Here is a 25,979-nt window from a genome sequence, read left to right as displayed (position 1 = left end):
ACCTGTTCGGCAAGGCGGGTGGTAGCATTGCCCACATCGCCTATTATTTTTGTACCGAGAAGTATCGCATGCGCAGAACCGCACCGGTGGAGTCCGCCCCGCCAAGACCCCGAAAACGAAGCGACTGGGGCACCATTGCCCAGCTTTTGCCCTACCTTTGGGAATACAAATGGCGGGTTATTTTTGCCATTGCCTGTTTGGTGCTGGCCAAAGTGGCCAATATGGGCGTGCCCTTGGTGCTCAAGGAAATCATTGACGCACTAACCCCGTTGTTACAAAGCAATGCCCTGCTGGCGGCCGCTTCCATGCCAATTGTGCTGTTGGTGGCCTATGGTTTGTTGCGGCTATCCACCACCGTATTCACTGAGCTGCGCGAGTTTTTATTTGCACGGGTCACCCAAAATGCGGTTCGTGCCATTGCCATACAGGTGTTTGACTATTTGCATGCGCTGTCCCTGCGTTTTCACCTGAACAGGCAAACCGGTGGTGTGACCCGTGATATCGAGCGGGGGTCCCGGGCCATTTCCAGCCTGGTCAGCTACACCCTGTACAGCATCTTGCCCACGCTGATTGAAATTGTTTTGGTGGTTGGCTATTTGTTTATTAACTACGACATCTGGTTCTCCGCCATCACTGCGGTGGCTTTGTCACTGTACATATTCTTCACCGTAAAAATTACCGAGTGGCGGCTTCATTTTCGCCGCACCATGAATGATCTCGACTCCAAAGCCAATGTGCGGGCGGTCGATTCTCTGATCAATTATGAAACCGTGAAGTACTTTGGCAACGAACGTTTTGAGTCCAAGAGATACAACAAAAGCATGGTGGCATGGCAAGAGGCTGCCATTCGATCCCAGAAGTCGCTGACCCTGTTGAACACCGGACAAAGTGCAATTATTGCCGTGGCCGTTACATTGGTGTTGTGGCGTGCCACTGCCGGTGTACTGGACGGTTCCATGACTTTGGGCGACCTGGTGTTGGTCAATGCTTTCATGATCCAGTTGTACATCCCGCTGAATTTTCTCGGCGTGATTTACCGTGAAATCAAACAAGCCCTGGCTGACATTGAACGCATGTTTGGTTTGATGGATGAAAACCTGGAAGTGAAGGACAAACCCGATGCGCCCGACTTGCATGTGAAAGGTGGGGCAATCCAGTTTCGCAATGTAAATTTTGCGTACGATGAACGCCGCATGGTGCTTAAAAACATGTCATTCACCGTGCCAGCAGGCCACACAGTGGCGGTGGTTGGGCACAGTGGTGCCGGTAAATCCACATTGTCGCGTTTGCTGTACCGTTTTTATGAAGTCACCGACGGTGCAATTCTGATCGATGGGCAAGACATTCGGGACATTGCGCAAATTTCGCTGCGCAAAAACATTGGCATTGTTCCTCAAGACACCGTGCTGTTCAACGACACCATCGCTTACAACATTGCCTATGGTCGGCCCGAGGCAACCCAGGCAGAAATTGAAGCTGCCGCCAAAGCAGCCCATATTCACGAGTTCATTGTGAATCAGCCCGATGGGTATAACACCCAAGTGGGTGAGCGCGGTTTGAAGCTTTCCGGTGGCGAAAAGCAGCGAGTGGCCATTGCTCGAACGATTCTGAAAAATCCGGCGATTCTGATTTTTGACGAGGCGACCTCTGCGCTTGATTCCAAGTCCGAACGCGCCATTCAGCAAGAGCTGCAAATGTTGTCGCGCAACCGCACCACCTTGATCATCGCGCATCGCTTGAGCACAGTGGTTCATGCCAATCAGATCCTCGTGATTAGTCAGGGTGAGGTGATTGAAAGTGGCAGCCATGAATCATTACTTGACAAGAACGGTGAATACGCCCGAATGTGGCTGATTCAACAGCACAGTCAACCCAACGCGTCTGCCCATGGAAACCAAATGGCTTGAAGATTTCATCACGCTGGCCCAAACCAAGAATTTCTCAAAAGCGGCCAACTTGAGATGTGTTACACAACCTGCCTTTTCGCGGCGCATACAGGCGCTAGAAGGGTGGTTGGGCTGCGAACTGATCGACCGGGGCTCATACCCCACACGCCTGAGCCCTCAAGGCGAGGTGTTTTACGAGCAGGCGCTCACCATGCTCGAGCAAATCCGCCAGGCCCGCACCATTGTTCGGGGCGGTAGTTTACAAAGCCGCCAACCCATTCGGCTTGTGGTACCGCACACCTTGGCCTGCAGCAAAGCGCCACACTGGGTCAGCAGTTTGAAAGCCAAGCTTGCCGACCGACTGCCCGACCTCAGCTTTCAGCTGACCGCAAGCAATGTGCATGATGCTGTGCTTTATTTCACCGACGGTGCAAGCGATTTTTTGGTGTGTTACCACCATAGCCGTGAACCGATTGAGCTTGATCCCAGCAAATTTGAGGTGCGAATATTGGGTGTTGAGCGGTTTGAGCCCTACAGCGCTGTCAACGCTGAAGGCGGCCCCAGGTATTCGCTGGACCCCCTGGCGCCCTTGCCAGTGCCTTATTTGTCGTATTCCAAGCATGCTTACCTCTCAAAGATGACAGACATCGCCATGGAGGGGGGACCGCTTTTTCTGAAAAAATCGCTGTTCGAAACCGACATGTCTGAAAGCCTGAAGTCGATGTGCGAGGCTGGTTTGGGGGTGGCCTGGCTGCCCGAAAGTGCCGTGGCCGAGGGTTCTGGTCTGTGCAAAATTACTGGTCCTTATTTCACTGACATGGAAGTTCGGCTGTACCGTCGAATCCATCGGCACACCGAGAACTCGGTTGCCCATGAGCAGGTCGAATTGATTTGGCATTACTGGCCAGATTAATACCCCTCAGTGTGGATAACCCTTATTAGGGTTTCTTTGGATATGCGGGAAATGCATGGTTTAATGCTGATTAAGTATTGGAGTGCGGGGCACTAAAGATTTAGCATGGCCCACATTCAAAATTAGTTAGGGGATGGCATGGTCAAGCAGCACTCAGAGCATCGCGTGGAAAAAGATCTTCTCGGAGAGAAGAAAATTCCCGCTGAAGCCTACTGGGGTGTGCACACCAGTCGTGCCCTCGACAATTATCAAATCACCGGTTTTCCCCTCTACAATGCGCCTGAACTCATTAATGCACTGGCTGCAGTGAAATGGGCTGCCACCAAGGCCAATGCCGACCTGGACACCATACCCCTTGATTTGGCCAAAGCCATTACCCAAGCCTGCAAGGAAATTCGTACCGGCAAGTTGCACGACCAGTTTGTGGTGGATGTTATTCAGGGCGGTGCGGGCACTTCCACCAACATGAATGCCAACGAAGTGATCGCCAACCGCGCCATTGAAATACTGGGCGGAGTAAAGGGCGATTACAAGGTGGTGCACCCCATCGAGCACGTGAATGCTTCGCAAAGTACCAACGACGTGTACCCCACTGCCGTAAAAATTGGCTTGATCAATGCCATCTCTGGCTTGCTGGTGGCCATGGAAGAACTGAAAGAGGCATTTGGCGAAAAGGCATTTGAATTCCGGAAAATCCTGAAAATTGGCCGCACGCAGTTGCAAGACGCTGTGCCCATGACCCTGGGTCAGGAGTTCGCAACGTTCTCGGTCATGTTGGGTGAAGACATGGCTCGCCTTCGCGAAGCCACCAGCCTGATTTCCGAGATCAATCTGGGTGCTACGGCCATTGGCACTGGCATCAACACCGACCCGGAATACGCGGCACGTGCACGCCACTACCTCGAGGAAATTACCCAGCTGGGCCTGGTTACCGCCGCAGATCTGGTCGAGGCCACTCAGGACACAGGCTCATTTGTACAGCTTTCTGGTGTGCTCAAGCGCGTGGCGGTGAAGTTGTCCAAGATGTGCAACGATTTGCGCCTGCTGTCTTCAGGCCCCCAGGCGGGTCTGAACGAAATTAACCTGCCGCCGCGTGCTGCGGGTTCGTCCATCATGCCGGGCAAGGTTAATCCGGTTATCCCGGAAGTGGTGAACCAAGTGGCATTTGAGGTGATCGGAAACGACGTTACCGTGACCATGGCGGCCGAGGCAGGGCAGCTGCAACTCAACGCATTTGAGCCCATCATTGCATGGAGTCTGTTCAAGAGTATTTATCACTTAACCGCCGCCTGTAAAACGCTCACGAAAAATTGCGTATTAGGGATTACCGCAAATGAGTCACTTTTGCGTCAAAGGGTCGAGGAATCAGCCAGTTTGGCCACCTCACTGAACCCTTACATAGGCTATGATCAAGCATCTGAGATTGCAAAAACTGCATTGAAAACCGGCCGGAAGGTTTCCGAGCTTGTTCTTGAAAAAGGCTTGCTGTCAGAGCAGCAGTTGAATGAAATACTCAGGCCCGAGGTTCTCACCCGTCCTCGGAAAATAAAACTTTAGTACCGTCACGAACCTGGTTCGTATGGCGCAGGGTGTGTGCACAGTTCGTGCTTAATTTTTTTCATTCAAGGAGCAAAAATGAAAAGGAATCTCCTCGCAGCAGCGTTGGCCGTGGCCAGTGTAGCCGCTGTTCAGCCCGCAGTTGCCCAAGATCTCACGGGTACTTTGAAAAAGATTTCCGAAACCAAAACGATTGTTGTTGGTTACCGTGAGTCCTCTGTTCCGTTTTCATACCTGGACAACAATCAGAAGCCCATCGGCTACCACATGGACATGTGTAACAACGTGGTCGAGGCAGTCAAAGCCAAGATGAAAATGCCGAACTTGAATGTGCAATTGCAGCCCGTAACTTCTGCAAACCGCATTCCTTTGCTGCAAAACGGCACGATTGACATGGAATGTGGTTCCACCACCAACTCCGTGGCCCGTCAGGAACAGGTTTCATTTGCAAACAGCACCTTCATCACCAGCGTGAAAGTGGTCGTGAAGAAAAACAGTGGTATTAAATCCCTGGCCGATCTCGATGGTCAGCCCATTGCGACAACTTCCGGTACCACTTCCGTTCAGCTGATCAAGCAAAACGAGAAGGGTGCAAACATCAACTTCAAAGAAATTTACGGCAAAGATCACGCTGAAAGCTTCTTGTTGGTGGCCAACGATCGCGCCAAAGCGTTCGTGATGGACGACATTCTGATTGCCGGTCTGGTTGCCCAAAGCAAGAATCCTGACGACTTCATGTTCCTGCCGGAAATTCTGCGTACAGAGCCTTATGGCATCATGCTGCGCAAGGATGATCCACAGTTCAAGGCTTTGCTCGATGAAACCGTGAACGGCATGATCAAGTCTGGTGAGGCTGAAAAGCTGTATACCAAGTGGTTCATGAATCCCATTCCTCCGAAAAACGTGAACCTGAATTTCCCGATGTCTTCCTTGTTGAAGGAAGCATTCGCGAATCCAAACGACAAAGGCGTTAAATAATCTGCCCTAGTTAGTCACGGGCCGGCTGAGCGTTTCAAACGTGAGCCGGCCTTTTACTTATATTGGCCGAGAATATTGACTCGGGAGTATCCAAAATGAATAGCGACCTGAATTGGCTGTTGTTTTTTCAGCCGATCGTGGAAGGTGAAACCCTGGTTTGGTGGGAAATGCTGTTTTCCGGCCTGCTGTGGACCCTTGCCACATCCGCAGTTGCGGGCGTCATTGCCTTCACTGTGGGTTCTTTGATGGGTGTGTTGCGCACTGCCTCCAGTAAGCCATTGGCTTTTCTGGGCAACACATACGTGGAGATTTTCCGCAACATCCCACTGATTGTTCAATTTTTTCTCTGGTATTTCGTGGTGCCAGAATTCATCCCGGCCCTGAAAGAATGGTCGATTGAGCAAGACCCCACTTTCGTACAATTCTTGGCATCCGTGGTTTGTCTCGGTTTGTTCACCGCTTCGCGGGTGGCTGAGCAAGTCAAGTCGGGTATTTTGTCGCTGTCGCGCGGGCAACGGGCTGCAGGTTATGCCCTGGGTTTGACCGAAGGCCAAACATATCGTTTCGTGTTGTTGCCCATGGCGTATCGAATCATTGTGCCGCCAATGACATCCGAGGCCATGAACCTGATCAAGAACTCCTCGGTGGCACTGACAATCGGTTTGACCGAACTCACCTTCAGAACCCGTGAAATGGGCGAAGTCACCTTTGCATTCTTCGAGGCCTACATTGCCGCTACGGTGTTGTATGTGATCGTAGCAATGTCCGTGAACAGGGTGATGGCAATGGTCGAGCGCCGAACTGCGGTGCCCGGTTACATCACGGGGGGTAAATAATGAACGACTTCGACTTCAGTGCAATCAGCACGTCGCTACCCTATCTGATGCAAGGCCTTGGCTACACGGTGCAGCTTACCGTCGTGGCCTGTTTGGGTGGCATCTTTTTTGGCACGCTTTTGGCTTTGGCGCGTTTGTCTGGCATCAAACCATTGGCGATGATCGCAGCGGGTTACGTGAACCTGATGCGTTCCATTCCATTGATTCTGGTCATTTTCTGGTTCTACTTTCTGGTACCCATTGTTTTGCAATCGATCATGGGTTACGAGCGTCCGCCACAAGTTGGTCCGGACCGGTCGGCCTACATCACTTTCATCATGTTTGAAGCAGCTTTTTTCTGCGAGATCATGCGGGCGGGTATTCAAAGTATTCCGAAAGGGCAAGTTGCAGCAGCACAGGCGCTGGGTTTGAATTACCGTTTGACCATGGCGAAAATTGTATTGCCGCAGGCTTTCCGCAACATGCTTCCCGTGTTGTTGACTCAAACCATTATTTTGTTCCAAGACACTTCATTGGTGTATGTGCTGTCTGTAACTGACTTCCTGGGGGCCGCGTCGAAAATTGCACAGCGCGACAGCGCCTTGGTTGAAATGTACACCTTCGTGGCCTTGGTCTATCTGGCGATCTGTTTCAGCATGTCCATGCTGGTGAAGGCGCTTCAGAAAAAAACTCAAATCATTCGATAGCAGGAGAGCACTGTGATTGAAATTAATAAAGTAAGTAAGTGGTACGGCAGTTTCAAGGTGCTCACCAATTGCACAACCTCAGTAAAAAAAGGGGAAGTGGTGGTGGTGTGTGGCCCATCGGGTTCTGGCAAATCAACCTTGATTAAAACCGTGAACATGCTGGAGCCTTTTCAAGAAGGCACTATCACCGTAGACGGAATTTCCGTGGGGGCCAAAGGTACAGATCTGCCCAAGTTGCGTTCACGTGTGGGTATGGTGTTTCAGAACTTTGAGTTGTTTCCGCACCTGACCATTACCGAGAACCTGACCCTCGCGCAAATCAAGGTGCTGGGTCGCTCCAAGGAAGAAGCCACAGCCAAAGGCCTGGGTTTGCTGGATCGCGTGGGCTTGAAGGCCCAGGCAGAGAAGTTTCCCGGTCAACTGTCTGGGGGTCAGCAGCAACGTGTGGCAATTGCACGTGCCCTATCCATGGACCCAATTTGCATGTTGTTCGATGAGCCCACCTCGGCGCTGGATCCAGAAATGGTGAATGAAGTGCTGGATGTGATGGTGGAGTTGGCCCATGAAGGCATGACCATGATGTGCGTAACCCATGAAATGGGCTTTGCACGCAAGGTGGCAGACCGGGTTATTTTCATGGATCAAGGCAATATCGTGGAAGACTGCACCAAGGAAGATTTCTTTGGTACTCCGCGCTCTGAACGCGCGCAGTTGTTCCTCTCAAAAATTCTGGGTCACTGATCCAGCGTCTTATGCTGCCGGGGCTGGTGCTCTGGCAGCACTTTATTTCAATGCCGACTATTAACGTCGGTGATCTTAGAAGAATTCCCACTAAGCCCCTGAACCTGCGCAATCCGCAGTTTGCGATTCAAGAAGGCCCACATGCTTTGTCAGCTCGCGGCTTTGGGATGGTCCGAAGGACCCCGGACGGACCTGCCTGAGTGCGCAGCGCGAGTTGGTCCTCCGGTTCCCAAAGCAAGGGATGATCCCTTCTCTTTTGGGCCTTCAAGCAAACGGGGCTTGCAAGGTTCGGGGGCTGGGATAATATTCCCGCACGCTGCATGCCAATCAGCGCTCGCGTTTCTGTTGCATCAACTCGCGTGTTTTTGCGTATTTCATAAAGCTGTTAAAGCACCCAATCGCGATATGTACCAAGCCAGGCCAACCATCCAGAAAGCCTTTGCGAACCAGGTAAAACTTGATAAAGCGCACCACGGGTGACAACACCAGCTTGCCAAGGCCTGGCCACTTGCCCCTTGTCGCCAAGGCGTGTGCCTGGATGCTCGTGTAGCGGTTTTGTTTAGTCAAATAGCTTTCAAGGCTTTCCGCTGATTCATGCAACAAATCACCTTCCAGTTTTTCAAAGCGAACGTTGGTCAAGGCACTTTCTACCTTTTCATGCACTGCGTCATCGCTCCAGTTCGCATCACGTCGATTGAACAGTCTGCGTGAGTAGTCGGGATAACCTTCACCATGGCGCAGGTATCGGCCCAGGAAAAAGTTGCAACGTGGCATGTCAAAACCGGCAATATCTGCTGGCAACAGACCATGTTCAGCTTGCTGAATCACCGCACGAATGCTGCGCTCCAGTTCGGGAGTCACGCGTTCGTCTGCGTCCAGGCATAGCACCCAGTCGTGGGTGGCTTGGGCCACCGCAAATTGCTTTTGTGGGCCAAAGCCGAGCCAGCCTTGCTGCACAACCCGGGCACCGAATTTCTGGGCGATGTCAATTGTGTCGTCGCTGCTGTTGGAGTCAACCACCACAAGGTCGGCGCAAAATTGCAGGCTCTCCAGTGCAGCGGCAATCTGTTTGCCCGCATTCAATGTGATCAGCACGGCGGACAATGCAATGCGGTTGTTGGCTGCTGTGTTCAAATTTATCGTTCCTTGGCTGAGCGGATTCGGAATGGTTGCTCGCTTGCCGCTTACAATAATGCGGTTGCGATCAACCTAAGCGCTAGATGAAGCGTATCTTAATTGTTAAGACCACTTCCATGGGAGATGTCATTCATGCCTTGCCGGTTTTGAATGACATTCACGCCCACGACCCTGCTGTCCAGATCGACTGGATGGTCGAAGAGCCATTTGCTGACCTGGTGCGCGGCAGTCGCCATGTTCACGAGGTAGTTCCGGTTAATTTGCGCAAGTGGCGCAAACAGGGAATTCGTTACACCTGGCAGCAATGGAAGTTGCTAAGGGGCCGTTTGGCAGACAGGCAATACGACGCGATCATTGACCTACAGGGTTTGATCAAAAGCGCCGTCCTGGCCCGGGCCGCGAAGGGCACCCTGATGGGTCCTGGTTTTTCCTATGCCAAGGAAAGTCTGGCTTGCCTCTTCTACGCGAAGCGGGCAGGGTGGGATCCGCAAGCCCATGCAGTGGAGCGTCTGCGGGAGTTGGCGGCCGGGCTGTTGGGTTATCGTTTGCTTGGCAAACCAGTTTTCTATGACATTGCTCCGCAAAAAGTGCTTCCCGCCATTCCCCGCGGTGCTGAAATCTGGTTTTTACATGCCACCGCTCGCGACGAAAAAAAATGGCCAATCGTCAAATGGCGTGAGTTAGCACATCGATTCTCTGATCTTGGTTATGCGGTCAAACTGCCTTGGGGCAGCGATACTGAGCACCAGCAGGCGGAAAAAATAGCCGCTGGCATTTCCCGGGTCGAGGTCATGCCCCGCTTGGCTTTGGGCGAGTTACGCGTGCGCCTTGAAAAGGCTGGCCTGGTTATTGGTGTGGATACCGGTATAACGCATTTGGCTGCTGCGCATTATTTACCCATGGTCGCTTTGTTTTTTGCCACGCCGGCCTGGCGATTCGCGCCACGGTTTAACCCGCATGCCATCAGTTTGGGCGATGTGGGGCGAGAACCAGCGGTGGGCGAAGTGTTTGAAGCGGCAACGCGTTTGCTACGGGGAAATAAACTTTGAGTGTGTCTGCTCGCATCTTTTTGTGGTTTTACAGCCTGATTCTTTTTTTGCTTCAGCCAGTTTTGGCTTTGTATTTGCTCAAACGCGGCATTCGGCAGCCCGAATACAGGCAAGCGTGGGGCCAGCGTTTTTTGGCGCGCCTGCCTGAATTCAAGCCTGTGCCCGCTGGGCAAAAGCGGATTTGGGTGCATGCCGTGTCGGTGGGCGAGGCCCATGCCGTGTCCCCTTTGGTCCAGCATTGGGCCAAGGTTTATCCGCAGCACGAGTGGGCTGTTTCTTGCACCACACCCACCGGTTTGGCCACTTGTCAGCAGCTGTATTCCGCATTGAACAATGTTCGGTTTTTTTACTTGCCCTACGATTTACCCTACTTGGTTACCCGCACATTAAAGCAGGTGCAGGCGCATGCACTTTGGGTGGTTGAAACCGAGCTTTGGCCCAATTTACTCTTGGGCGCTGCCAAGGAAGGGGTTCACACCGCCTTGCTCAATGCACGTGTTTCGCCCACCACCGGCAAGCGATTGGCTCAATTCAGCGCGATCAGTAAACCCGTGTTGCAAAGCCTTGGCACCTTGATTGCCCAAACCCAGGCTGACGCCAATGTTTTTCAGAACCTTGGTCGACCTGTGAACGCGGTGTGTGGCAACCTGAAGTTTGATGTGGCCCTAAAACCCGAGCTGGCCACAATGGGGCGTGTCTGGCGAGAGGCAACCCAGGCCGAGCAAGTGGTGTTGTTTGCCAGTAGCCGGGAAGGTGAAGAGGCCTTGCTCCTGGACGCCTTAAACCGATGTCAGTTTTTCAAGCGCATGCCCAAAGCCAGTGTGTGGATTGTGCCGCGCCACCCCCAGCGCTTTGATGAAGTGTTTGCCTTAATGGCCGAGGCCGCGACACGAATGGGTGTTGCGCGCCCAGTGCGCAGAAGTGCCTCGTTCAATGCGGGCAGCAATATTGCACTGGCGGGGTTTGGCCAGGCGCGGCTGGTGTTGGGCGATTCCATGGGTGAAATGCCTGCGTATTACAGCGTGGCTGATCTGGCTTTGCTGGGCGGCTCCTGGTTGCCTTTTGGTGGGCAAAACCTGATTGAAGCCTGCGCCTACGGTTGCCCCGTGTGGATGGGGTCCAATACATTCAATTTTGCCAAGGCCGCAGACGATGCATTGGCCGCGAGTGCGGCTCGCCGATTTGAGCATTTGCTGGCGGCATGTGAGTTTTACCTGAGTGGTTTTCGGGGCAATGACGAGGCCAAGAAAGCCGCCTTTGCCTATGCTCGGGGGCATCGTGGCGCAACCCAGCGCAGCTTCGATGTACTGAAGCAGGGCCGCTATTGAACCAAAAGCTGATTGATCTGCTGAACCGATTCCGCGTTTAATTGCCCTGCCACTGCCTGAAGTTCCAACATATTGATCAAGCTGGCGTACTTTGCTTTGGACAGGTCACGTTGAGTGGCATTGAATTGTTGCTGGGCATTTAACACATCGACATTGATCCGGACTCCCACCTCATAGGCGGTTTTATTCGATTTCAGGGCCAGTTCACTCGAGGCCAGCGCTGTTTCCAATGCCTTGACCTGGGCCAAGCTGGTTTGCACCCCCAGAAAAGCCGATTTCGCAGCCTGTGTGGCATTCCGGCTCGCCAGTTCTACATTGTTCATTGCTTTTTCCAGCAGGGCTGCCTGCTGGCGCACCTGGCTTTGGGTGCCGCCCCCACTAAAAATCGGTATGTTCATGACCAAGCCAATGGTGGTGCTGTCAACGCCCAAGTCAAAAGGTCGCCCCGTGTTGCCGTCAAAAATTTGCTGCTCGGTTTCAACCATTTGCGCAGTCAGGTCCAAGGTGGGCAAGTGGCCATATTTGGCTTTGTTGCTTTCACCTTTGGCGATCAGTTTGGCAAGTCGCGCCTGCTGCGCGATCAGATTGTTGTTTCGGGACTGTTCAGCCCAGGCCTCGGTTGTGTTCGGAGATGGGGCGCTTAGTTGGGTTGATGGAGCAAGTGTGGCCAGCTTGTCTACCGGCATGCCCACAATTGTTTCCAGTTGCAGTTTGCGCTGCGCCAATTGGTTTTCTGCGGCCAGTTCTTGGGCCACAGCCAGATCGAACCGGGCCTGGGCTTCTTGCTGGTCGGTGACAGTGGCGCTGCCCACTTCAAAATTGGCTTTGGCCAGTGCCAGTTGCTCGGCAATGGCTGCTTTCTGATCGCGAATACTGGACAGGTCGTTTTGCGCTGTCAGTAAATCAAAGTAGGCGCGTGTCAGTCGCAAAACCAGTTCTTGCTCGGCTTGTTGAAACTGCAGTTTGGCGACTTCTCCGCTCAACTGGCTTTGTTTGTAAGTTTCCCAGGCTTGGGGGCGAAACAGGGCTTGATTCAGTACCAGGCTGTAAGTGCCGGGATTGCGGCTTGCTTCGATCGACATGCCGAATGCATCGTAGGTGTTGTCCTGCTTTTCAATGCGTGCCCCAAAATTAATGTTGGGCAGCAAGGCTGAAAAAGCCTGGTTTTCAGTTTCAAGGTCGGCCCGCAATTGCGAGGCCGCTGCCTGAAAGGTGGGGTCATTTTGCTTGGCCAGGTTGTATAACTTGAGCAGATTTTGGGGCGCTGCTGTTTGCCCCCACGCCGCGTGGCCCACAAACACCAAACCCAGCAAGGCCATTAATAAACACTGTTTGAAGCCCGATACGTGTCGCAGGGGTACGGTTTGATCGGGCTGGGTCATGAGTCCCGTGTCCTTAGAATACGAATTCGCTGGCCTTGGGTGCGTTGATCAACACCTTGGTCATGGTTTCAAACAACGGGGTGGTAATCAATTGGCCATCGCGGGACTTCCGGGCCAACACCAGCTGCATGGCGGGTGCCCGGCCAACAACGGCCATCAGGCGTCCCAGTGGGTTGACCGCCTCCAGCAGGCCTGCCGGCATGGTCGGCGTGGCGCCCGACAGCACAATGGCGTCAAACTGGCCAAGTGTAGGGGCCAATTGAAAGCCACAACCATCAAGCACTTTCACGCGGGTAATGCCATTTTTTTTCAGGTTGCTGCGGGCCAGTTCAGCAATGGCCGGGTTCAATTCAATGGTGGTGACGTGGGCACATTGCTGTGCCATCAGCGCAGCCATGTAACCTGTGCCCGTGCCAATTTCAAGCACTTTTTCATGGGTACCCAACTCGATTTCCTGAAGAATGCGTGCCTCCATTTTGGGGCTGAACATGGCCTCGCCGGTGTCTGCGCCGCTCACCCGGATTGGAAGGTCGCAGTCGGTGAATGCCAGTTTTTCCAGACCGGAGCACACAAAATTCTCGCGTTTGATGATTTCAAGCAAATCAAGCACCTTCTGGTTCAACACGTTCCAGGGGCGGATTTGTTGTTCAATCATGTTGAAGCGGGCTTTCTCGAAGTCCATGGCGGGTTCTCGCGTGGGGAAATGGGTAACTCGCTATTTTAGCAAATTTTATGCGACACGCGATGTTTGCGGGCAGGTCAAACCATTCAGCACCATTTGAATGTGCGCTTCTATATAACGCATGGGGTTGGTTTCCACGCCACAGCAACCATCCATGGTCCGTTTCCACAAACCAAGGGTAACCAGCGGTGCGCACAACACCTGGGCGGCATACTCGGTGTCGATGTCGGCGAATTCTCCGCGGGAAATGCCACGTTTGAGCACAGATTCAAGATAGTCCCACCAGGGCCGAACCACTTCGTCATAGAAGAAGCGGCCCAGTTCGGGAAAGGCATTGGCTTCTGAAAGTACAATTTTTGTGATGCTGCTCAGTTTGGTCGAACCGTACTTCAGCCACCACAGGTGGATTGCTTCGCGAATCAGGTTGGCCGAGCTTTTCTCGGGTTCCAGCAGGCTTTTGGCTTCTTCAACAATGGGTGAAACATGTTCTTTCACCACTGCTTTCAACAGCTCTTCCTTGTTGGAGTAATACAGGTAAACGGTGCCTTTGCTCACGCCTGCGCTTTTGGCTACATCTTCAAGGCGGGCACCGGCAAATCCTTTTTCGCTGAAAATGGTCAGTGCGGCATCGAGTAGTTCTTGTGGGCGCTCTTGTTTTCTACGCGTCCAACGGGGTTGAGCATTCGCCAGACATTGCTTCATAGGTGTACTTCTTTTTTTATGGTGGTTGATTGCACTATAGTGGTTCATTCTTCACCGAGTCAACGTAGTGCGCTCAATTCGGTGCCTGTTGGGTTGTAGAATATGTCGGTTTGGTAAATCTTGGAATTTCGGAGAATTCAGCATGTCAATGGCCGATCGCGATGGCTTTATCTGGTTTGACGGCAAGCTTGTGCCGTGGCGTGAAGCGCAAATTCACGTGCTCACACACAGTTTGCACTACGGTTTGTCGGTGTTCGAAGGCGAGCGTGCCTACAAAACTGACAAGGGCCCAGCCATTTTCAGGTTGAAAGAGCACACAGACCGCCTGTTCAACTCTGCCCACATTTACCGCATGAACATGCCGTACACGCGTGAGCAGATCATGGACGCCTGTTGCGAAGTGGTGCGTGCCAACAATCTTGATTCCTGCTATATCCGCCCGATCGCCTTTTATGGCTCGGAAAAAATGGGTGTGTCACCCAAGGGGGCAGCCACCCACGTGGCCATCGCCGCTTGGCCTTGGGGTGCCTATTTGGGCGAAGAAGGGTTGCAAAAGGGAATTCGGGTAAAAACCTCCTCTTATGCCCGCCACCATGTGAATGTAACCATGGCCCGCGCCAAATTTGCTGCCACCTACGCCAATTCCATTTTGGCCAATACCGAAGCCATTCAAGATGGTTACGATGAAGCCCTGTTGCTCGACGTGGACGGTTTCGTGGCTGAGGGTGCAGGCGAGAACGTGTTCGTGATCAAAGACGGTTGCATCTATGAGCCTGAAATTGCATCGGCCTTGGTTGGTATTACCCGCTCCACCATCATCTCCCTGGCCCGTGAAATGGGCATGGAAGTGAAGAGCAAGCGCTTGACGCGTGATGACATTTACATTGCCGATGAGTGTTTTTTCACTGGTACTGCGGCCGAAGTGACGCCTGTTCGTGAGCTGGACAACCGCACCATTGGCGCGGGCACTCGCGGCCCGATTACCGAAGAGCTTCAAAAGCGTTATTTCGACGTGGTGTATGGTCGAAATGAAAAGTATGAACACTGGCTGACACGGGTGTAACTCATCATGATCAGTGACAAAAAAGCAAAACATGAAACAGTGCAGCTTGATGGTGATCAACTGCCTGCATTTTGTCCCAACCCGGCCATGCCGGTGTGGAACACGCATCCGAAGGTTTATCTGGATGTCACCAAAACAGGCAAGGCCACCTGCCCTTACTGCGGCACGGTGTACACCTTGAAACCTGGTGCAAAAGTACACGCACATTGAAGGTTTTGATTGTTGCCCCCAACTGGATTGGCGATGCGGTCATGAGCCTGTCGCTGATCCAGGCTTTGCACCAAGACAACACATTGCGGTCTGCAGACGGCAGGCCTTGCGAAATTCACGTATTGGCTCCCCCGGTCACAGCGCCGGTATACCAGTTCAGTCACGCAGTGCGTGCAGTACAGGTCGAACCTTTTTCTCACGGTAAGTTGCAATGGGGCTTGCGCAGGCAAGTTGGTGCATCGCTTGCTGGCCGTGGTTTTGACATGGCCGTGGTGTTGCCCAATTCACTGAAGTCGGCGCTGGTTCCCTGGTTTGCAGGCATTCCAAAGCGGGTGGGTTACAGCGGCGAGCTTCGTACTGCTGTGCTTACGCACGCTTTGCCAAAGCCATCCAAGAAAGCCAAACCACCCATGATCGAGTGGTACGGCCAGCTTGGTGCTTATTCAGGCGAGTTGCTTGAGTTCCCGGTGTTGAATGTTGAGGCGGGCATGGGCACTGCTGCCTGCACCGAGTTCGGCTTGCTGCCAGGGTTCCTGGCCTTGGCGCCTGGTGCCGAGTTCGGTCCGGCCAAGCGCTGGCCCGCTGAGCACTTTGCGGCGGTGGCCATTGAGTTTTTGCTGCGCAATCCCTTGCAGCAGGTCGTGTTGTTCGGCGGTCCGAAAGACACCGCTTTTTGTGCTGAAATTCTCAGCCTGTTGCCGGTAGACTTGCAGTCCCGCGCTGAAAGCCTTGCAGGCAAAACAAGTTTGGCCCAAGCAATGGCACTGATGTCAGCAGCCAGCCAGTTGCTGACCAACGATTCTGGATTAATGCATGTGGCTGCAGCATTGAATGTGCAGGTGCATGCGGTGTTCGGTTCCAGCAGCCCGCACCACACTCCACCCTTGAGCAACAAGGCCAAGGTGTATTACCTGCAGCTGGAGTGCAGCCCCTGTTTCCAGCGAGAATGCCCGCTGGGCCACACCGATTGCCTGAAAAAGCTCGACCCGAAAATGGTGTCGGATCAGTTGGTGCCTGCTTCTCAGGGAGTATGATCTTACAAGCCCATTTTCAATGCACCCTGGCCTTACCATGCGTGATTACATCCTGACTATTTCTTGCCCAGACACCACGGGTATTGTGTACAACGTCAGCAAATTTTTGTTTGACCAACAGTGCAACATTCTGGATTCCGCCCAGTTTGGCGACGAATCAACCAACCTTTTTTTCTTGCGCGTGCATTTTTCATTGCCCCTTGAAAGCAAGCTGACTGAAGTCGAGTTACAGGCCAATTTTGCGAAGGTTGCAGAGCCGTTCGCCATGAGATATCAGTTTTTTGATGCGCGGGTAAAGCCACGCGTGTTGCTGATGGTGTCCAAGTTTGGCCATTGCCTGAACGACCTGTTGTTTCGCTGGAAAAGCGGGCAACTGCCCTGTGAAATTCCAGCCATCGTATCGAATCATCAGGACTTTGCTTTGCTGGCTGCGTCGTACGGGGTTCCGTTTTATCACCTGCCCGTGAAGACCGAGGCGAAAGAACTGCAGGAAATACAAATTCGCCAAATCATTGAGCGCGAAAAAATTGACCTGGTGGTGCTTGCCCGCTACATGCAAATTTTGTCGCCTGAATTGTGCCGCGACATGTTGGGCAGGGTGATCAATATTCACCACAGCTTTTTGCCAAGCTTCAAAGGTGCCAAGCCTTATCAACAAGCTTTCGATCGAGGGGTCAAGCTGATCGGCGCCACTGCGCATTATGTGACTTCCGATCTGGATGAAGGTCCGATTATTGAGCAGGATGTGGCCCGCGTAGACCATTCCTTAACACCTGAAGAACTAACTGCCCGTGGCCGTGATACCGAATGTATGGTGTTGGCTCGCGCTGTGAAATGGCACTGTGAGCACCGTGTGGTTCTGAACGGATCAAAAACCGTGGTGTTTCAGTGAGTCTCATTCAAAACACATTAATACCGATTGGAGTGCGTTGAATGTCCCGAGCCAAAGTTATTCATTCCTCCCCGCAAGACATCGAGCAAGCCTTTTACGAGGCACTGGAAGCAGCCGATCTGGAAGCCCTGATGGACCTGTGGGCAGATGATGAGCATGTGGTGTGTATTCACCCGGGTGGTCCCCGCGTGGAGGGTTATCACGACGTGCGCGACTCCTGGAAAGAAATTCTTTCGGCTGGCGCGCTTCAAATTCGTGTGGTGCCGGTGCACCGTGTGGAAGGTGTCATGGTCTCGGTGCACAACATTGTTGAACAGGTGATGATGAGCAGCTCACGCGGTGAGCCCCATGTGGTGCAGGTGAATGCGACCAATGTGTATCACAAGGGGCCGAACGGGTGGAAAATCGTGATGCATCACGCAAGCCCGGCCATGGACGCTGAAGAAATGGTTGAGGATGATTTGTCCGACTTCGACCCGCAGCCCACGCTGCACTAAGGGCACTGAGGCAGTATGGTGTACCGTCCGCCCTGGTGGCTTCCCGAGGGCCATTCCCAAACCATTCTGGCAGCCCGCTGGGCCAACAAACCCAGCGTGCATTATCACCGTGTGCGCTGGAACACGCCCGATGGCGACTTCATCGACCTCGATTTTACCGAGCCCCCGGCACAAGCTGTAAAACACCACACGCTGTGGGTGTTGTTTCATGGTCTCGAGGGTTGCTCGCGCAGCCACTACAGCCTTGCGGTGATGAACCAGGCCCGCATGGCAGGGGTTGTGGGTGTGGTTGTGCATTTTCGGGGATGTTCCGGCGAAAATAATCGAATGCCACGTGCTTATCATTCCGGTGATTCTGCTGAAATGGACTGGATATTGCGCCGACTGCGCAGCGAATTTCCTGCTGTTGATCGCATGCATGTCACCGGTGTCTCGTTGGGTGGCAATGTGCTGCTGAAGTGGCTGGGCGAGCAAGAAAAGCAAGCTGGAGAAGTGATCAGTTCTGCGGTGTCTGTAAGCGCACCCGTGGATTTACTCGCAGGTGCAAACTCCTTGGCCAAAGGATTTAATCGGGTCTACACCCGCATGTTTTTAAATACCTTGATTCCAAAATCAATTGAGAAAATCAAACGATTTCCTGAATTGGGAAAGATTGAAGACATTGCTGCTTGCAAAGACTTTTTCGATTTTGACAACCGTGTAACCGCCCCTTGGCATGGGTTTCGGGATGCCGAGCATTACTATGCAGTTTCATCAGCGAAGCCCTTGCTGAAACACATTGCGGTACCCACTTTGATGATTCACGCCAAAAATGATCCTTTCATGAGCGGGCAGCATTTGCCCGGGCCGCATGAGGTGTCGCCGCTGGTGAACTGCCTGTTCACCGATCATGGTGGTCATGTGGGCTTTGCCGATGGTCGCAATTTGCGTTTGGGGCTGGACTGGTTACCCAAGCAGTGCGATGCTTTCTTTGCGCAACACACTGGACCACACACGGGAGTGAGCGGTGGATGATCTTGTAGAAAAGGCACTGGCGCGCTGGCCCAATGTGCCGGCTATCGCAGGTTGGCTCAAACTGAACTTGCAGGGCGACTGGCTGCTTACCGGGCCGGCACCGGAAGGGTTAACAATTAGTCATCCGCGTATTTTGAATTTCATGGCCCGCAATTACGGCTGCGAACCTGACGGTCGTTTTTATTTTCAAAATGGTCCTCAAAAGGCTTACGTGCATTTGGCCTACACGCCTTGGGTGTATCGAATCCACCCCTTGGCACAAGGCGATTTAATGTTGAGCACGCACACCGGCCTGGTGGGGTGGCCTTTGGCCATGTATCAGGATGAACAGGGCAGGGTATTGATAGAAGGCGAGCAAGGCATTGGCCTGTTGCACAGCAATGACATGGACTTGCTCGCTGCCGGGCTTCAAGAAAGCGGTGGTGAACTTGTTCACCAGGCCTGCTGGGCTGTTCCCGACTGCGACCCCGACTCCTTGATCGCCGCACGCACCAAATTGCGGCGTGACAAAAAGACCTCCACCGGTCAGCGCACTTGCACCTTCAAATTAATACAAATTGATTCGAATGCAGTGGCCCGGCGTTTTCAATTCAACCCGAATCCCGAAGTTAACCAGCAGGATCCAAATTCGTGAAACCGAACCAGAATCAACGCGGTGCTTCAGCCACAGCATTGCTAGCCTTTGTGTTGTTCGTGGCTTTGCTCTATGTGCTGTACAACCAGTCAAGTATCGAAAACCTGTTCACAAGTCGCCCGGAAAATGTCACACCGCGTGTGGTCGAGGCGCGGGGTGATCTCGCCGCGGGTGAAAAAAGCGTGGTGGAACTGTTTGAGGTGTCCAAGGCTTCTGTGGCCTACATTTTTACCGAGAGTGTGCAAGGTCAACTGTTTTTCAGGCGTGTCGCTGAAGGCACTGGTTCCGGTTTTATTTGGGACGATGCCGGGCACATTGTGACCAATGCCCATGTGGTGGAGGGAGCGAGCCGCATTCGCGTGCAGCTTGATGATTCTGAGCCCCTGCCTGCTCGCTTGGTGGGTATTGCACCCTCCTATGACCTTGCCGTGATTCGCCTGGTTAACAAGCCTGCCACTCTTCGCCCCATTCCTGTGGGTGTTTCTGGTGACCTGCTAGTGGGCCAGTCGGTGTTTGCAATCGGCAATCCCTTTGGTTTGTCCAAAACCCTGACCGCAGGCATTGTCAGCGCCTTGGGGCGAACCCTGCCTGTCAGCAATGGGCGTGAAATTCCAGATGTCATTCAAACCGATGCCGCAATTAATCCGGGTAATTCGGGTGGGCCTTTGCTCGATTCCGCTGGGCGTTTGATTGGTGTGAACACGGCGATACTCTCGCAAAGTGGTTCCTCCGCGGGGGTCGGGTTTGCCATTCCGGTGGATTTGGTCAATCAAATTGTGCCTCAGCTAATCGAGCGGGGCACTTTGCCGCGCCCCGGCATTGGTATTGCTGTAGCCGACGAGTCGCTTGCCCGCCGCCTGGGCATTCGCGGTGTTGCCGTGATGGGCATTGAGCCAGCCTCGCCGGCTGCAAAGGCTGGTTTGAAACCGTTTGATTTGCAAGCGGGTGTGGTCGGCGACATCATTATTGCCGTGGACCGCAAACCTGTGGCCAATGTGTTGCAGCTTTCCAAGGCGCTTGAAGCAATTGGTGTGGGCGGCACCGCAAATTTGTTGGTGATGCGTGGCGACGACACCCGTGAAGTGGCGGTGAGTATCGTTGATCTGGAAGCGCGTTGATGAACGACGATCCGGATTTGGGCCGTCGCTTTGGTGGATTGAATCGCCTGTATGGCGATGGCGCCCATGCCTTTCTCAATCAAGATGTTCACGCCATGGTGGTTGGCGTGGGTGGTGTGGGTTCGTGGGCTGCCGAGGCTTTGGCTCGTAGCGGTATTGGGCGGATTACGCTGGTCGACATGGATCATGTGGCTGAAAGCAATATCAACCGGCAAATTCAGGCCTGCGACACAACACTGGGCCAAGAGAAAATCAAAGCGCTGGCCGATCACATTCACAGCTATTTCCCGCAGTGCCAAATCACCTTGGTGGACGCATTTCTGGAACCGGACAATGCCCAAACATTGTTGACGGAATTTTCGGCCACACCCGGTAAGTACAAGGTGTTGCTGGATTGTTGCGACAATGTGCGTGCCAAAGTCGCCATGGCGCTAGTGGCCGCGCGTTTGAATATTTCTGTGGTGTTGTCGGGCAGTGCTGGCGGAAAAACAAAGCCTTGGCTGGTGCAACCAGCCGATTTGCGCGACACCACCAACGACCCCCTGCTGGCCAAAGTGCGTTACACACTGCGCCGTGAACATGGTTATGCCAAAGACCCCAAGAAAAAACTGGGTGTGTCTGTGTTTTATTCAGCAGAGCAGGTCAAGCGCAGTGAGGCCTGCGAGCCGTCTGCTGGCTTGAACTGTGCAGGTTATGGCTCAGTGGTTACCGTGACCGCCACCATGGGCATGCAGATGGCCGCTTGGGCCATTTCGCACTGCATGGGCAAATACAAGGCAAGTTAACGCTTGAACATGTCGCCGAACAGGTCTTCTGCCTTTTCAACCTTGGGAGCCACCACATAAGCACAATAAGGCTGCATGGGGTTGTTCTCGAAATATTCCTGGTGGTATTTCTCCGCGGGGAAGTAATTCAGCAAAGGTGATATTTCGGTGACAACCTTGTCACGAAAAATTTTTCGCTTCTCCAGGTCTTCTACAAACGCTACGGCAGTGTCATGTTGCTCCGGGCTGTGGAAAAAGATCACAGACCGGTATTGCGTGCCCACGTCGTTGCCTTGTCGGTTCAAGGTGGTGGGGTCGTGAATGGCAAAAAATACCGCCAGAATTTTACGGAATGAAATCAATTCCGGGACAAAGTGCAGCCGAATCACTTCGGCGTGGCCGGTACGTCCACCGCACACCTTGTCGTAATTGGGGTTGGGGTCGCTACCGCCGCTATAACCCGATTCGCAAAGCTCAATTCCCTTGAGTTGCCGGAAAACAGCTTCCGTACACCAAAAACAACCCCCGCCCAGGGTTGCCTGTTCTATCTTGCTCGACATAGATCAAAGCCTGTTTTTATTGTTCCCACAATCACCAAGTGAATCTTTAAGTGGAACCCAAGTCAAGCCTTTTGGTCTGAATTTTAAGTGTCAAGCGTTGTATACTCGGCGCGAACCCATCACAACTTTAAGGAGATGACTGTGATTTCATCCGCGTTTGCGCAATCCGCAGCCGCTGGCCCGGAAAGTGGCCTTTTAAGCTTCCTGCCCCTCATTTTGATGTTTGGCGTACTTTATTTTTTGGCCATCCGTCCCCAAATGAAGCGTCAGAAAGAACACAAAGCCATGGTTGAAACCCTGCAAAAAGGCGATGAAGTGATCGCCTCGGGTGGTTTGCTGGGCAAAATCAGCAAAATCAACGAATCGTACATCACGCTGGAAGTGGCTGAAATGGGTGACAAACCTGTTGAAGTTGTGCTGCAACGTGCTGCTGTACAAAGCCTGCTGCCTCGCGGCACCCTGAAAGAAACTCGTTAATTTGCTGTCATGAACCGATACCCTGTCTGGAAGTACCTGATGATCGCCATTGTGTTGGTGTTGGGTGTGTTATACACCTTGCCCAATTTTTATGGCGAAGCGCCTGCCGTGCAGGTTTCAAGTGGAAAATCCACTTTGAAAGTGTCACCCGATCTGGCTGAGCGATTGTCCAGCCAGCTAGAGGCGCAAGGTATCAATCCCGACGGGGTGTTTTTCGAAGAAACGCTGGGTGGTGGAACACTGAAATTCAGGTTCAAATCGTCTGAAGCGCAACTAAAGGCGCGTGATTTTCTTCAAAACCAGCTTAATCCTGACCCGAACGACCCGGGGTACATTGTTGCCCTTAATTTGTTGTCCCGCTCACCTGACTGGCTGACTAACATCAATGCGCTACCCATGTATTTGGGTCTGGATTTGCGCGGTGGCGTGCACTTCTTGCTGCAGGTGGACATGGACGCAGCGCTAGAAAAGCGCAAAGACGCCTTGCTGGCCAGTGCCAAGCAAACCCTGCGCGAAGAAGACCTGCGCTACGCCAGTGCCACGCGTACCCCTGCAGGCTTTAGTCTGACCTTCCGCGACGCAGAGACCCGCAGCAAGGCCCAGGCGGCATTGGCGAAAGACTCGCCCGATCTGCAATTGCTTGCACCTGAGAACAGTACTGAATTCACCTTGAATGTAAGCTTGGCACCGCAGGTGGAGCAGCAGGCTCGCGAATATGCGTTGCGCCAGAACATGACAACGCTGCACAACCGAATCAACGAATTGGGCGTGGCTGAGCCTGTCATTCAACGCCAGGGTGCAGACCGCATCGTGGTTCAGTTGCCGGGTGTTCAGGATACAGCCAAGGCCAAAGACATTCTGGGGCGCACGGCCACGCTGGAAGTGCGAATGGTGGACGACAGCCCCGAGGCCCAGTCCGCTTTGGCCAGCGGCATTGTGCCCTTTGGTCTGGAGCGTTACACCGAGCGTGGCGGACGTGATTTGCTGTTGAAATCGGAAGTGATTTTGACCGGTGACAACCTGACCGACGCACAAGCCGGTTTTGATAATCAAACCCAGGAACCCGCTGTCCATTTGACGCTGGATAGCCAGGGCTCTCGTATTTTCCGCAATATAACTGCTGAAAATATTGGCAAGCGAATGGCGATTGTGTTGATCGAGAAAGGCAAGGGCGAGGTGGTTACTGCGCCGGTGATCCGCGGTGAAATTGGCGGTGGTCGTGTGCAGATTTCCGGCAGCATGAATACCGTGGAATCTGCCGACCTGGCTTTGCTGCTGCGTGCAGGTTCACTTGCTGCGCCCATGGATATTATTGAAGAGCGCACCATTGGCCCAAGCCTGGGTGCTGACAACATTGACAAAGGTATCAATTCCACCTTGTACGGGTTCGTTGTCTTGGGCCTCTTCATGATGGCCTATTACCTGTTGTTTGGTGTTTTCTCGGTCTTTGCCCTGGCGGTGAACGTGTTGCTGTTGTTTGCGCTGTTGTCGGTGCTGCAGGCCACCTTGACCCTGCCTGGTTTGGCCGCTGTCGCACTTACCTTGGGTATGGCGATTGATGCCAACGTGTTGATCAACGAGCGTATCCGCGAAGAACTCCGCGAGGGCGCTGCGCCCCAGCAGGCCATTGCAGCGGGTTACGAGCGCGCATGGGCCACCATTCTGGATTCGAACATTACCACCCTGATTGCTGGTTTGGCTTTGTTGATTTTTGGCTCGGGCCCTGTGCGTGGTTTTGCCGTGGTGCACTGCCTGGGTATCCTGACCTCAATATTCAGCGCGGTCGTGGTGTCGCGTGGCGTGGTTAACCTGTGGTATGGCCGAAAGAAAAAACTGGACTCTGTGAGCATTGGGCAAATTTGGCGCCCTGATAGCGACACAGCCGTGGCCAAAAAAGCCTGACCACCAACGAACAGAGTAAGAAGAAATGGAATTATTCAGAATTAAAAACGACATCCCGTTCATGCGGCATGCCAAGATTTTCAACATCATCTCGTTCCTGACTTTTGCGGCAGCGGTTTTCTTCCTGTCCACCAAAGGCTTGAATCTGAGTGTGGAATTTACCGGCGGTGTGTTGGTTGAGGCCCGTTATTCCCAACCTGCGGAACTCGAGAAAATTCGGGAAGGGCTACGTGCCACCGGCATTGGTGAACCGCAGGTACAAAACTTTGGTACGGCCCGAGATGTGTTGGTGCGGTTGGCTGTGAAAGACCTGCAGTCCGGAGTTTTGGGCGTAGATGGCAAGTTGAATCAACAGGCCATGACGGAGCAGGTGCTGAATCTGGGAGGCCCCGATGTTCAGTTGATGCGGGTTGAGTTCGTGGGGCCGCAGGTGGGTCGTGAGCTGGCTGAAAACGGTGTGATCGCGCTCATGGTGGTGATCATCGGCATCATGATTTACTTGGCACTGCGTTTTGAATGGAAATTTGCGGTGTCTGCCATTGTTGCCAACCTGCACGATGTGGTGATTATTCTCGGCTTCTTCGCCTTCTTCAGTTGGGAGTTTTCCCTTTCGGTCTTGGCTGCTGTGCTCGCGGTGCTGGGTTATTCGGTGAACGAATCGGTGGTGGTGTTCGATCGAATTCGTGAGACGTTCAAGAAAGTCCGCAAAATGTCAGTGCCTGAGACGATCGACAGTGCGATTACCCGCACAATTTCTCGCACCATCATTACCCACGGCTCTACACAGATCATGGTGTGTTCGATGTTGTTTTTTGGCGGCCCAACCTTGCACGGCTTTGCTTTGGCGCTGACCATCGGTATTCTGTTCGGTATTTACTCCTCTGTGTTGGTAGCAAGTCCCATGTTGATGTGGATGGGGCTGACTAGAGAAGACTTGGTTAAGCCTGTGAAGAAAGACAAAGAATTTGAGACTCCGTAAAGCGGGGTTAGCAAGCGAGGCAGCGTGGACAATCCCAAAGACCTGTCGCCATTGGCCAAGGGCGACATTGAAATAGGCAAGGCGCTGCCATTCGCCATTTTTGATCGAGGCGGGGTGTTGCTGCTCGCTGAAGGGCAAGCGGTGACCAGCCAGAAACAGCTGGATGAACTGGCTGCCAAGGGTCTTTACCACAACCCCAGGTGGGCGACCAAATTTGTTATTCAACCCGGCAAGCAACAAATCGACTCCAGCACTTTGCCTAGAATGCTTCCTGCAAAGCAGTCTTTCGAAGACCCCTTTGAAACCGGTAGTCAGCTGAAAATGTTTGCGCACGGCCAAGCGAAAGATCCGTTTCATGTGCGTTTGATTGGCAGTATTCCGCTGGCCGCCATTGTGATTACGCACCCCATGCGTGATGGCAAATGTGTGTTTACCAAAGAAGGACAGGTCTGGGATTTTCAAGCCACTTATGGTTTATCGATTTACCGTTTCAGCTCAATGATCGAGAAGGTGTTGCTGTCGCCGCACCCACTGATCGTGATGTCGTGGCCGCACGAAACTCACTTGGAGTCTCAGGCCATTCGCCGGGCACGACGTGTCAATTGTGATCTTCCGGCAAGCATACGTTTGGCGGGGTCTAAAAGTGGTGATGCCGAGCCCACTACGGCCGTGATCGACAATATCTCCACGGGTGGCGTTGAACTGTTGTTTGCCAAGGCTGTTTCACTGAAAATTGGACAAACGATTTCAATTGCTTTTCAAATCATTCTCGATGACAGAAAGTATGTGATTGAATGTGATGCAGACGTGGTTTCCAAGCCGCGTGACTCTGGCCCCGCTTCCTCAAGCTACGGCTTTGCATTGAGGTCATTGAGTGACGAACAATTTGCGGTCATTCACGCGTTTGTGAGTGATCGGTTAATTCATCGCCTGGGTCCCCAGTTGTATTCAAAGTAAT

General features: G+C 53.1%; 27 protein-coding genes. 22 read left to right on the top strand and 5 right to left on the bottom strand.

Annotation, left to right across the window (positions count from 1 at the left end; all coding sequences use genetic code 11):
* Nucleotides 1-68: 68 nt before the first annotated feature.
* The 7 genes from ACVL1J_RS11815 to ACVL1J_RS11785 all read left to right on the top strand — a co-directional run bounded on the left by ACVL1J_RS11815 (nucleotide 69) and on the right by ACVL1J_RS11785 (nucleotide 7,597).
* Nucleotides 69-1,907 (top strand): ABCB family ABC transporter ATP-binding protein/permease, encoded by a 1,839-nt coding sequence (locus tag ACVL1J_RS11815; protein WP_341236878.1) that lies wholly within the window; start codon nucleotides 69-71, stop codon nucleotides 1,905-1,907.
* Nucleotides 1,888-2,799, top strand: a complete 912-nt coding sequence (locus tag ACVL1J_RS11810) for a LysR family transcriptional regulator (RefSeq protein WP_341236877.1) — start codon at nucleotides 1,888-1,890, stop codon at nucleotides 2,797-2,799. Before ACVL1J_RS11815 ends, ACVL1J_RS11810 begins: the two co-directional genes overlap by 20 nt.
* A 138-nt stretch (nucleotides 2,800-2,937) precedes the next feature.
* Complete coding sequence (gene aspA, locus ACVL1J_RS11805; protein WP_341236876.1) at nucleotides 2,938-4,356, top strand: aspartate ammonia-lyase; 1,419 nt, start codon at nucleotides 2,938-2,940, stop codon at nucleotides 4,354-4,356.
* A gap of 78 nt (nucleotides 4,357-4,434) precedes the next feature.
* Nucleotides 4,435-5,334 (top strand): transporter substrate-binding domain-containing protein, encoded by a 900-nt coding sequence (locus ACVL1J_RS11800; RefSeq protein WP_341236875.1) that lies wholly within the window; start codon nucleotides 4,435-4,437, stop codon nucleotides 5,332-5,334.
* 95 nt (nucleotides 5,335-5,429) lie between these two features.
* Nucleotides 5,430-6,170 (top strand): amino acid ABC transporter permease, encoded by a 741-nt coding sequence (locus ACVL1J_RS11795; RefSeq protein WP_159568948.1) that lies wholly within the window; start codon nucleotides 5,430-5,432, stop codon nucleotides 6,168-6,170.
* Complete coding sequence (locus ACVL1J_RS11790) at nucleotides 6,170-6,856, top strand: amino acid ABC transporter permease (protein ID WP_159568947.1); 687 nt, start codon at nucleotides 6,170-6,172, stop codon at nucleotides 6,854-6,856. The genes ACVL1J_RS11795 and ACVL1J_RS11790 overlap by 1 nt, the downstream gene beginning before the upstream one ends.
* Nucleotides 6,857-6,868: 12 nt before the next feature.
* On the top strand, nucleotides 6,869-7,597 hold the full coding sequence (locus ACVL1J_RS11785; RefSeq protein ID WP_159568946.1) for an amino acid ABC transporter ATP-binding protein: 729 nt from the start codon (nucleotides 6,869-6,871) through the stop codon (nucleotides 7,595-7,597).
* Nucleotides 7,598-7,924: 327 nt separating this feature from the next.
* Here the strand turns inward: ACVL1J_RS11785 and ACVL1J_RS11780 are convergent, their stop codons facing one another.
* Nucleotides 7,925-8,731: a glycosyltransferase family 2 protein gene (locus tag ACVL1J_RS11780; protein ID WP_341236874.1), complete on the bottom strand. Its 807-nt coding sequence runs from the start codon at nucleotides 8,729-8,731 to the stop codon at nucleotides 7,925-7,927.
* Nucleotides 8,732-8,817: 86 nt separating this feature from the next.
* Between ACVL1J_RS11780 and waaC the strand changes: the two genes are divergently transcribed.
* Both waaC and ACVL1J_RS11770 read left to right on the top strand, forming a co-directional pair.
* On the top strand, nucleotides 8,818-9,783 hold the full coding sequence (gene waaC / locus ACVL1J_RS11775) for a lipopolysaccharide heptosyltransferase I (protein ID WP_491665349.1): 966 nt from the start codon (nucleotides 8,818-8,820) through the stop codon (nucleotides 9,781-9,783).
* A gap of 47 nt (nucleotides 9,784-9,830) precedes the next feature.
* Nucleotides 9,831-11,111 (top strand): 3-deoxy-D-manno-octulosonic acid transferase, encoded by a 1,281-nt coding sequence (locus ACVL1J_RS11770; RefSeq protein WP_491665348.1) that lies wholly within the window; start codon nucleotides 9,831-9,833, stop codon nucleotides 11,109-11,111.
* Here ACVL1J_RS11770 and ACVL1J_RS11765 read toward each other — a convergent pair.
* Genes ACVL1J_RS11765 through ACVL1J_RS11755 form a run of 3 tightly spaced genes read right to left on the bottom strand, consistent with a single transcriptional unit; the run spans nucleotide 11,105 to nucleotide 13,877 of the window.
* A complete protein-coding gene (locus tag ACVL1J_RS11765; protein ID WP_341237551.1) occupies nucleotides 11,105-12,493 on the bottom strand; it encodes a TolC family outer membrane protein in 1,389 nt (462 codons plus the stop codon). The two genes, ACVL1J_RS11770 and ACVL1J_RS11765, sit on opposite strands and share 7 nt — an antisense overlap.
* A 13-nt stretch (nucleotides 12,494-12,506) precedes the next feature.
* Complete coding sequence (locus ACVL1J_RS11760) at nucleotides 12,507-13,175, bottom strand: protein-L-isoaspartate O-methyltransferase family protein (protein WP_341237552.1); 669 nt, start codon at nucleotides 13,173-13,175, stop codon at nucleotides 12,507-12,509.
* Nucleotides 13,176-13,223: 48 nt separating this feature from the next.
* Nucleotides 13,224-13,877: a TetR/AcrR family transcriptional regulator gene (locus ACVL1J_RS11755; protein WP_341237553.1), complete on the bottom strand. Its 654-nt coding sequence runs from the start codon at nucleotides 13,875-13,877 to the stop codon at nucleotides 13,224-13,226.
* A 142-nt stretch (nucleotides 13,878-14,019) separates the two neighbouring features.
* Between ACVL1J_RS11755 and ACVL1J_RS11750 the strand changes: the two genes are divergently transcribed.
* Genes ACVL1J_RS11750 through ACVL1J_RS11710 form a run of 9 tightly spaced genes read left to right on the top strand, consistent with a single transcriptional unit; the run spans nucleotide 14,020 to nucleotide 21,124 of the window.
* Entirely contained in the window at nucleotides 14,020-14,940 is a 921-nt protein-coding gene (locus tag ACVL1J_RS11750; RefSeq protein WP_341237554.1) for a branched-chain amino acid transaminase, read from the top strand.
* Nucleotides 14,941-14,946: 6 nt separating this feature from the next.
* The gene (locus ACVL1J_RS11745; RefSeq protein WP_008249601.1) at nucleotides 14,947-15,150 is read left to right on the top strand and encodes a zinc-finger domain-containing protein; all 204 of its coding nucleotides are present in this window, start codon (nucleotides 14,947-14,949) and stop codon (nucleotides 15,148-15,150) included.
* A gap of 5 nt (nucleotides 15,151-15,155) precedes the next feature.
* A complete protein-coding gene (gene waaF / locus ACVL1J_RS11740; protein WP_491665347.1) occupies nucleotides 15,156-16,184 on the top strand; it encodes a lipopolysaccharide heptosyltransferase II in 1,029 nt (342 codons plus the stop codon).
* 37 nt (nucleotides 16,185-16,221) lie between these two features.
* The gene (gene purU / locus ACVL1J_RS11735) at nucleotides 16,222-17,076 is read left to right on the top strand and encodes a formyltetrahydrofolate deformylase (RefSeq protein ID WP_159568937.1); all 855 of its coding nucleotides are present in this window, start codon (nucleotides 16,222-16,224) and stop codon (nucleotides 17,074-17,076) included.
* 41 nt (nucleotides 17,077-17,117) lie between these two features.
* Complete coding sequence (locus ACVL1J_RS11730; RefSeq protein ID WP_105028166.1) at nucleotides 17,118-17,573, top strand: YybH family protein; 456 nt, start codon at nucleotides 17,118-17,120, stop codon at nucleotides 17,571-17,573.
* Between the two features lie 15 nt (nucleotides 17,574-17,588).
* A complete protein-coding gene (locus ACVL1J_RS11725; RefSeq protein ID WP_341237556.1) occupies nucleotides 17,589-18,587 on the top strand; it encodes a hydrolase in 999 nt (332 codons plus the stop codon).
* A complete protein-coding gene (locus ACVL1J_RS11720; protein WP_341237557.1) occupies nucleotides 18,580-19,221 on the top strand; it encodes a DUF2946 family protein in 642 nt (213 codons plus the stop codon). The genes ACVL1J_RS11725 and ACVL1J_RS11720 overlap by 8 nt, the downstream gene beginning before the upstream one ends.
* Complete coding sequence (locus ACVL1J_RS11715) at nucleotides 19,218-20,339, top strand: S1C family serine protease (RefSeq protein WP_341237558.1); 1,122 nt, start codon at nucleotides 19,218-19,220, stop codon at nucleotides 20,337-20,339. The genes ACVL1J_RS11720 and ACVL1J_RS11715 overlap by 4 nt, the downstream gene beginning before the upstream one ends.
* Nucleotides 20,339-21,124 (top strand): tRNA threonylcarbamoyladenosine dehydratase, encoded by a 786-nt coding sequence (locus ACVL1J_RS11710; RefSeq protein ID WP_341237559.1) that lies wholly within the window; start codon nucleotides 20,339-20,341, stop codon nucleotides 21,122-21,124. Before ACVL1J_RS11715 ends, ACVL1J_RS11710 begins: the two co-directional genes overlap by 1 nt.
* Here the strand turns inward: ACVL1J_RS11710 and msrA are convergent.
* A complete protein-coding gene (gene msrA / locus ACVL1J_RS11705) occupies nucleotides 21,121-21,663 on the bottom strand; it encodes a peptide-methionine (S)-S-oxide reductase MsrA (RefSeq protein ID WP_341237560.1) in 543 nt (180 codons plus the stop codon). The two genes, ACVL1J_RS11710 and msrA, sit on opposite strands and share 4 nt — an antisense overlap.
* Before the next feature lie 135 nt (nucleotides 21,664-21,798).
* Here msrA and yajC point away from each other — a divergent pair, with 135 nt between their 5' ends.
* From yajC to ACVL1J_RS11685, 4 genes are read left to right on the top strand one after another with little or no spacing between them, the layout of a single operon-like run.
* Nucleotides 21,799-22,140 carry a preprotein translocase subunit YajC gene (gene yajC, locus ACVL1J_RS11700; protein ID WP_159568931.1) on the top strand — a complete coding sequence of 114 codons (342 nt, stop codon included), beginning with the start codon at nucleotides 21,799-21,801 and terminating at the stop codon, nucleotides 22,138-22,140.
* A gap of 9 nt (nucleotides 22,141-22,149) precedes the next feature.
* A complete protein-coding gene (secD, locus tag ACVL1J_RS11695) occupies nucleotides 22,150-24,042 on the top strand; it encodes a protein translocase subunit SecD (RefSeq protein WP_341237561.1) in 1,893 nt (630 codons plus the stop codon).
* Between the two features lie 25 nt (nucleotides 24,043-24,067).
* Nucleotides 24,068-25,021 (top strand): protein translocase subunit SecF, encoded by a 954-nt coding sequence (secF, locus tag ACVL1J_RS11690; protein ID WP_159568929.1) that lies wholly within the window; start codon nucleotides 24,068-24,070, stop codon nucleotides 25,019-25,021.
* 24 nt (nucleotides 25,022-25,045) lie between these two features.
* Nucleotides 25,046-25,978 carry a PilZ domain-containing protein gene (locus ACVL1J_RS11685; RefSeq protein ID WP_341237562.1) on the top strand — a complete coding sequence of 311 codons (933 nt, stop codon included), beginning with the start codon at nucleotides 25,046-25,048 and terminating at the stop codon, nucleotides 25,976-25,978.
* The last annotated feature ends 1 nt before the right edge of the window (nucleotide 25,979 follow it).

Source organism: Limnobacter sp. G6BE5S, assembly GCF_058448965.1.
Note: the sequence above shows the minus strand (reverse complement) of the source record. Positions and strands in the feature narration are given on the sequence as shown.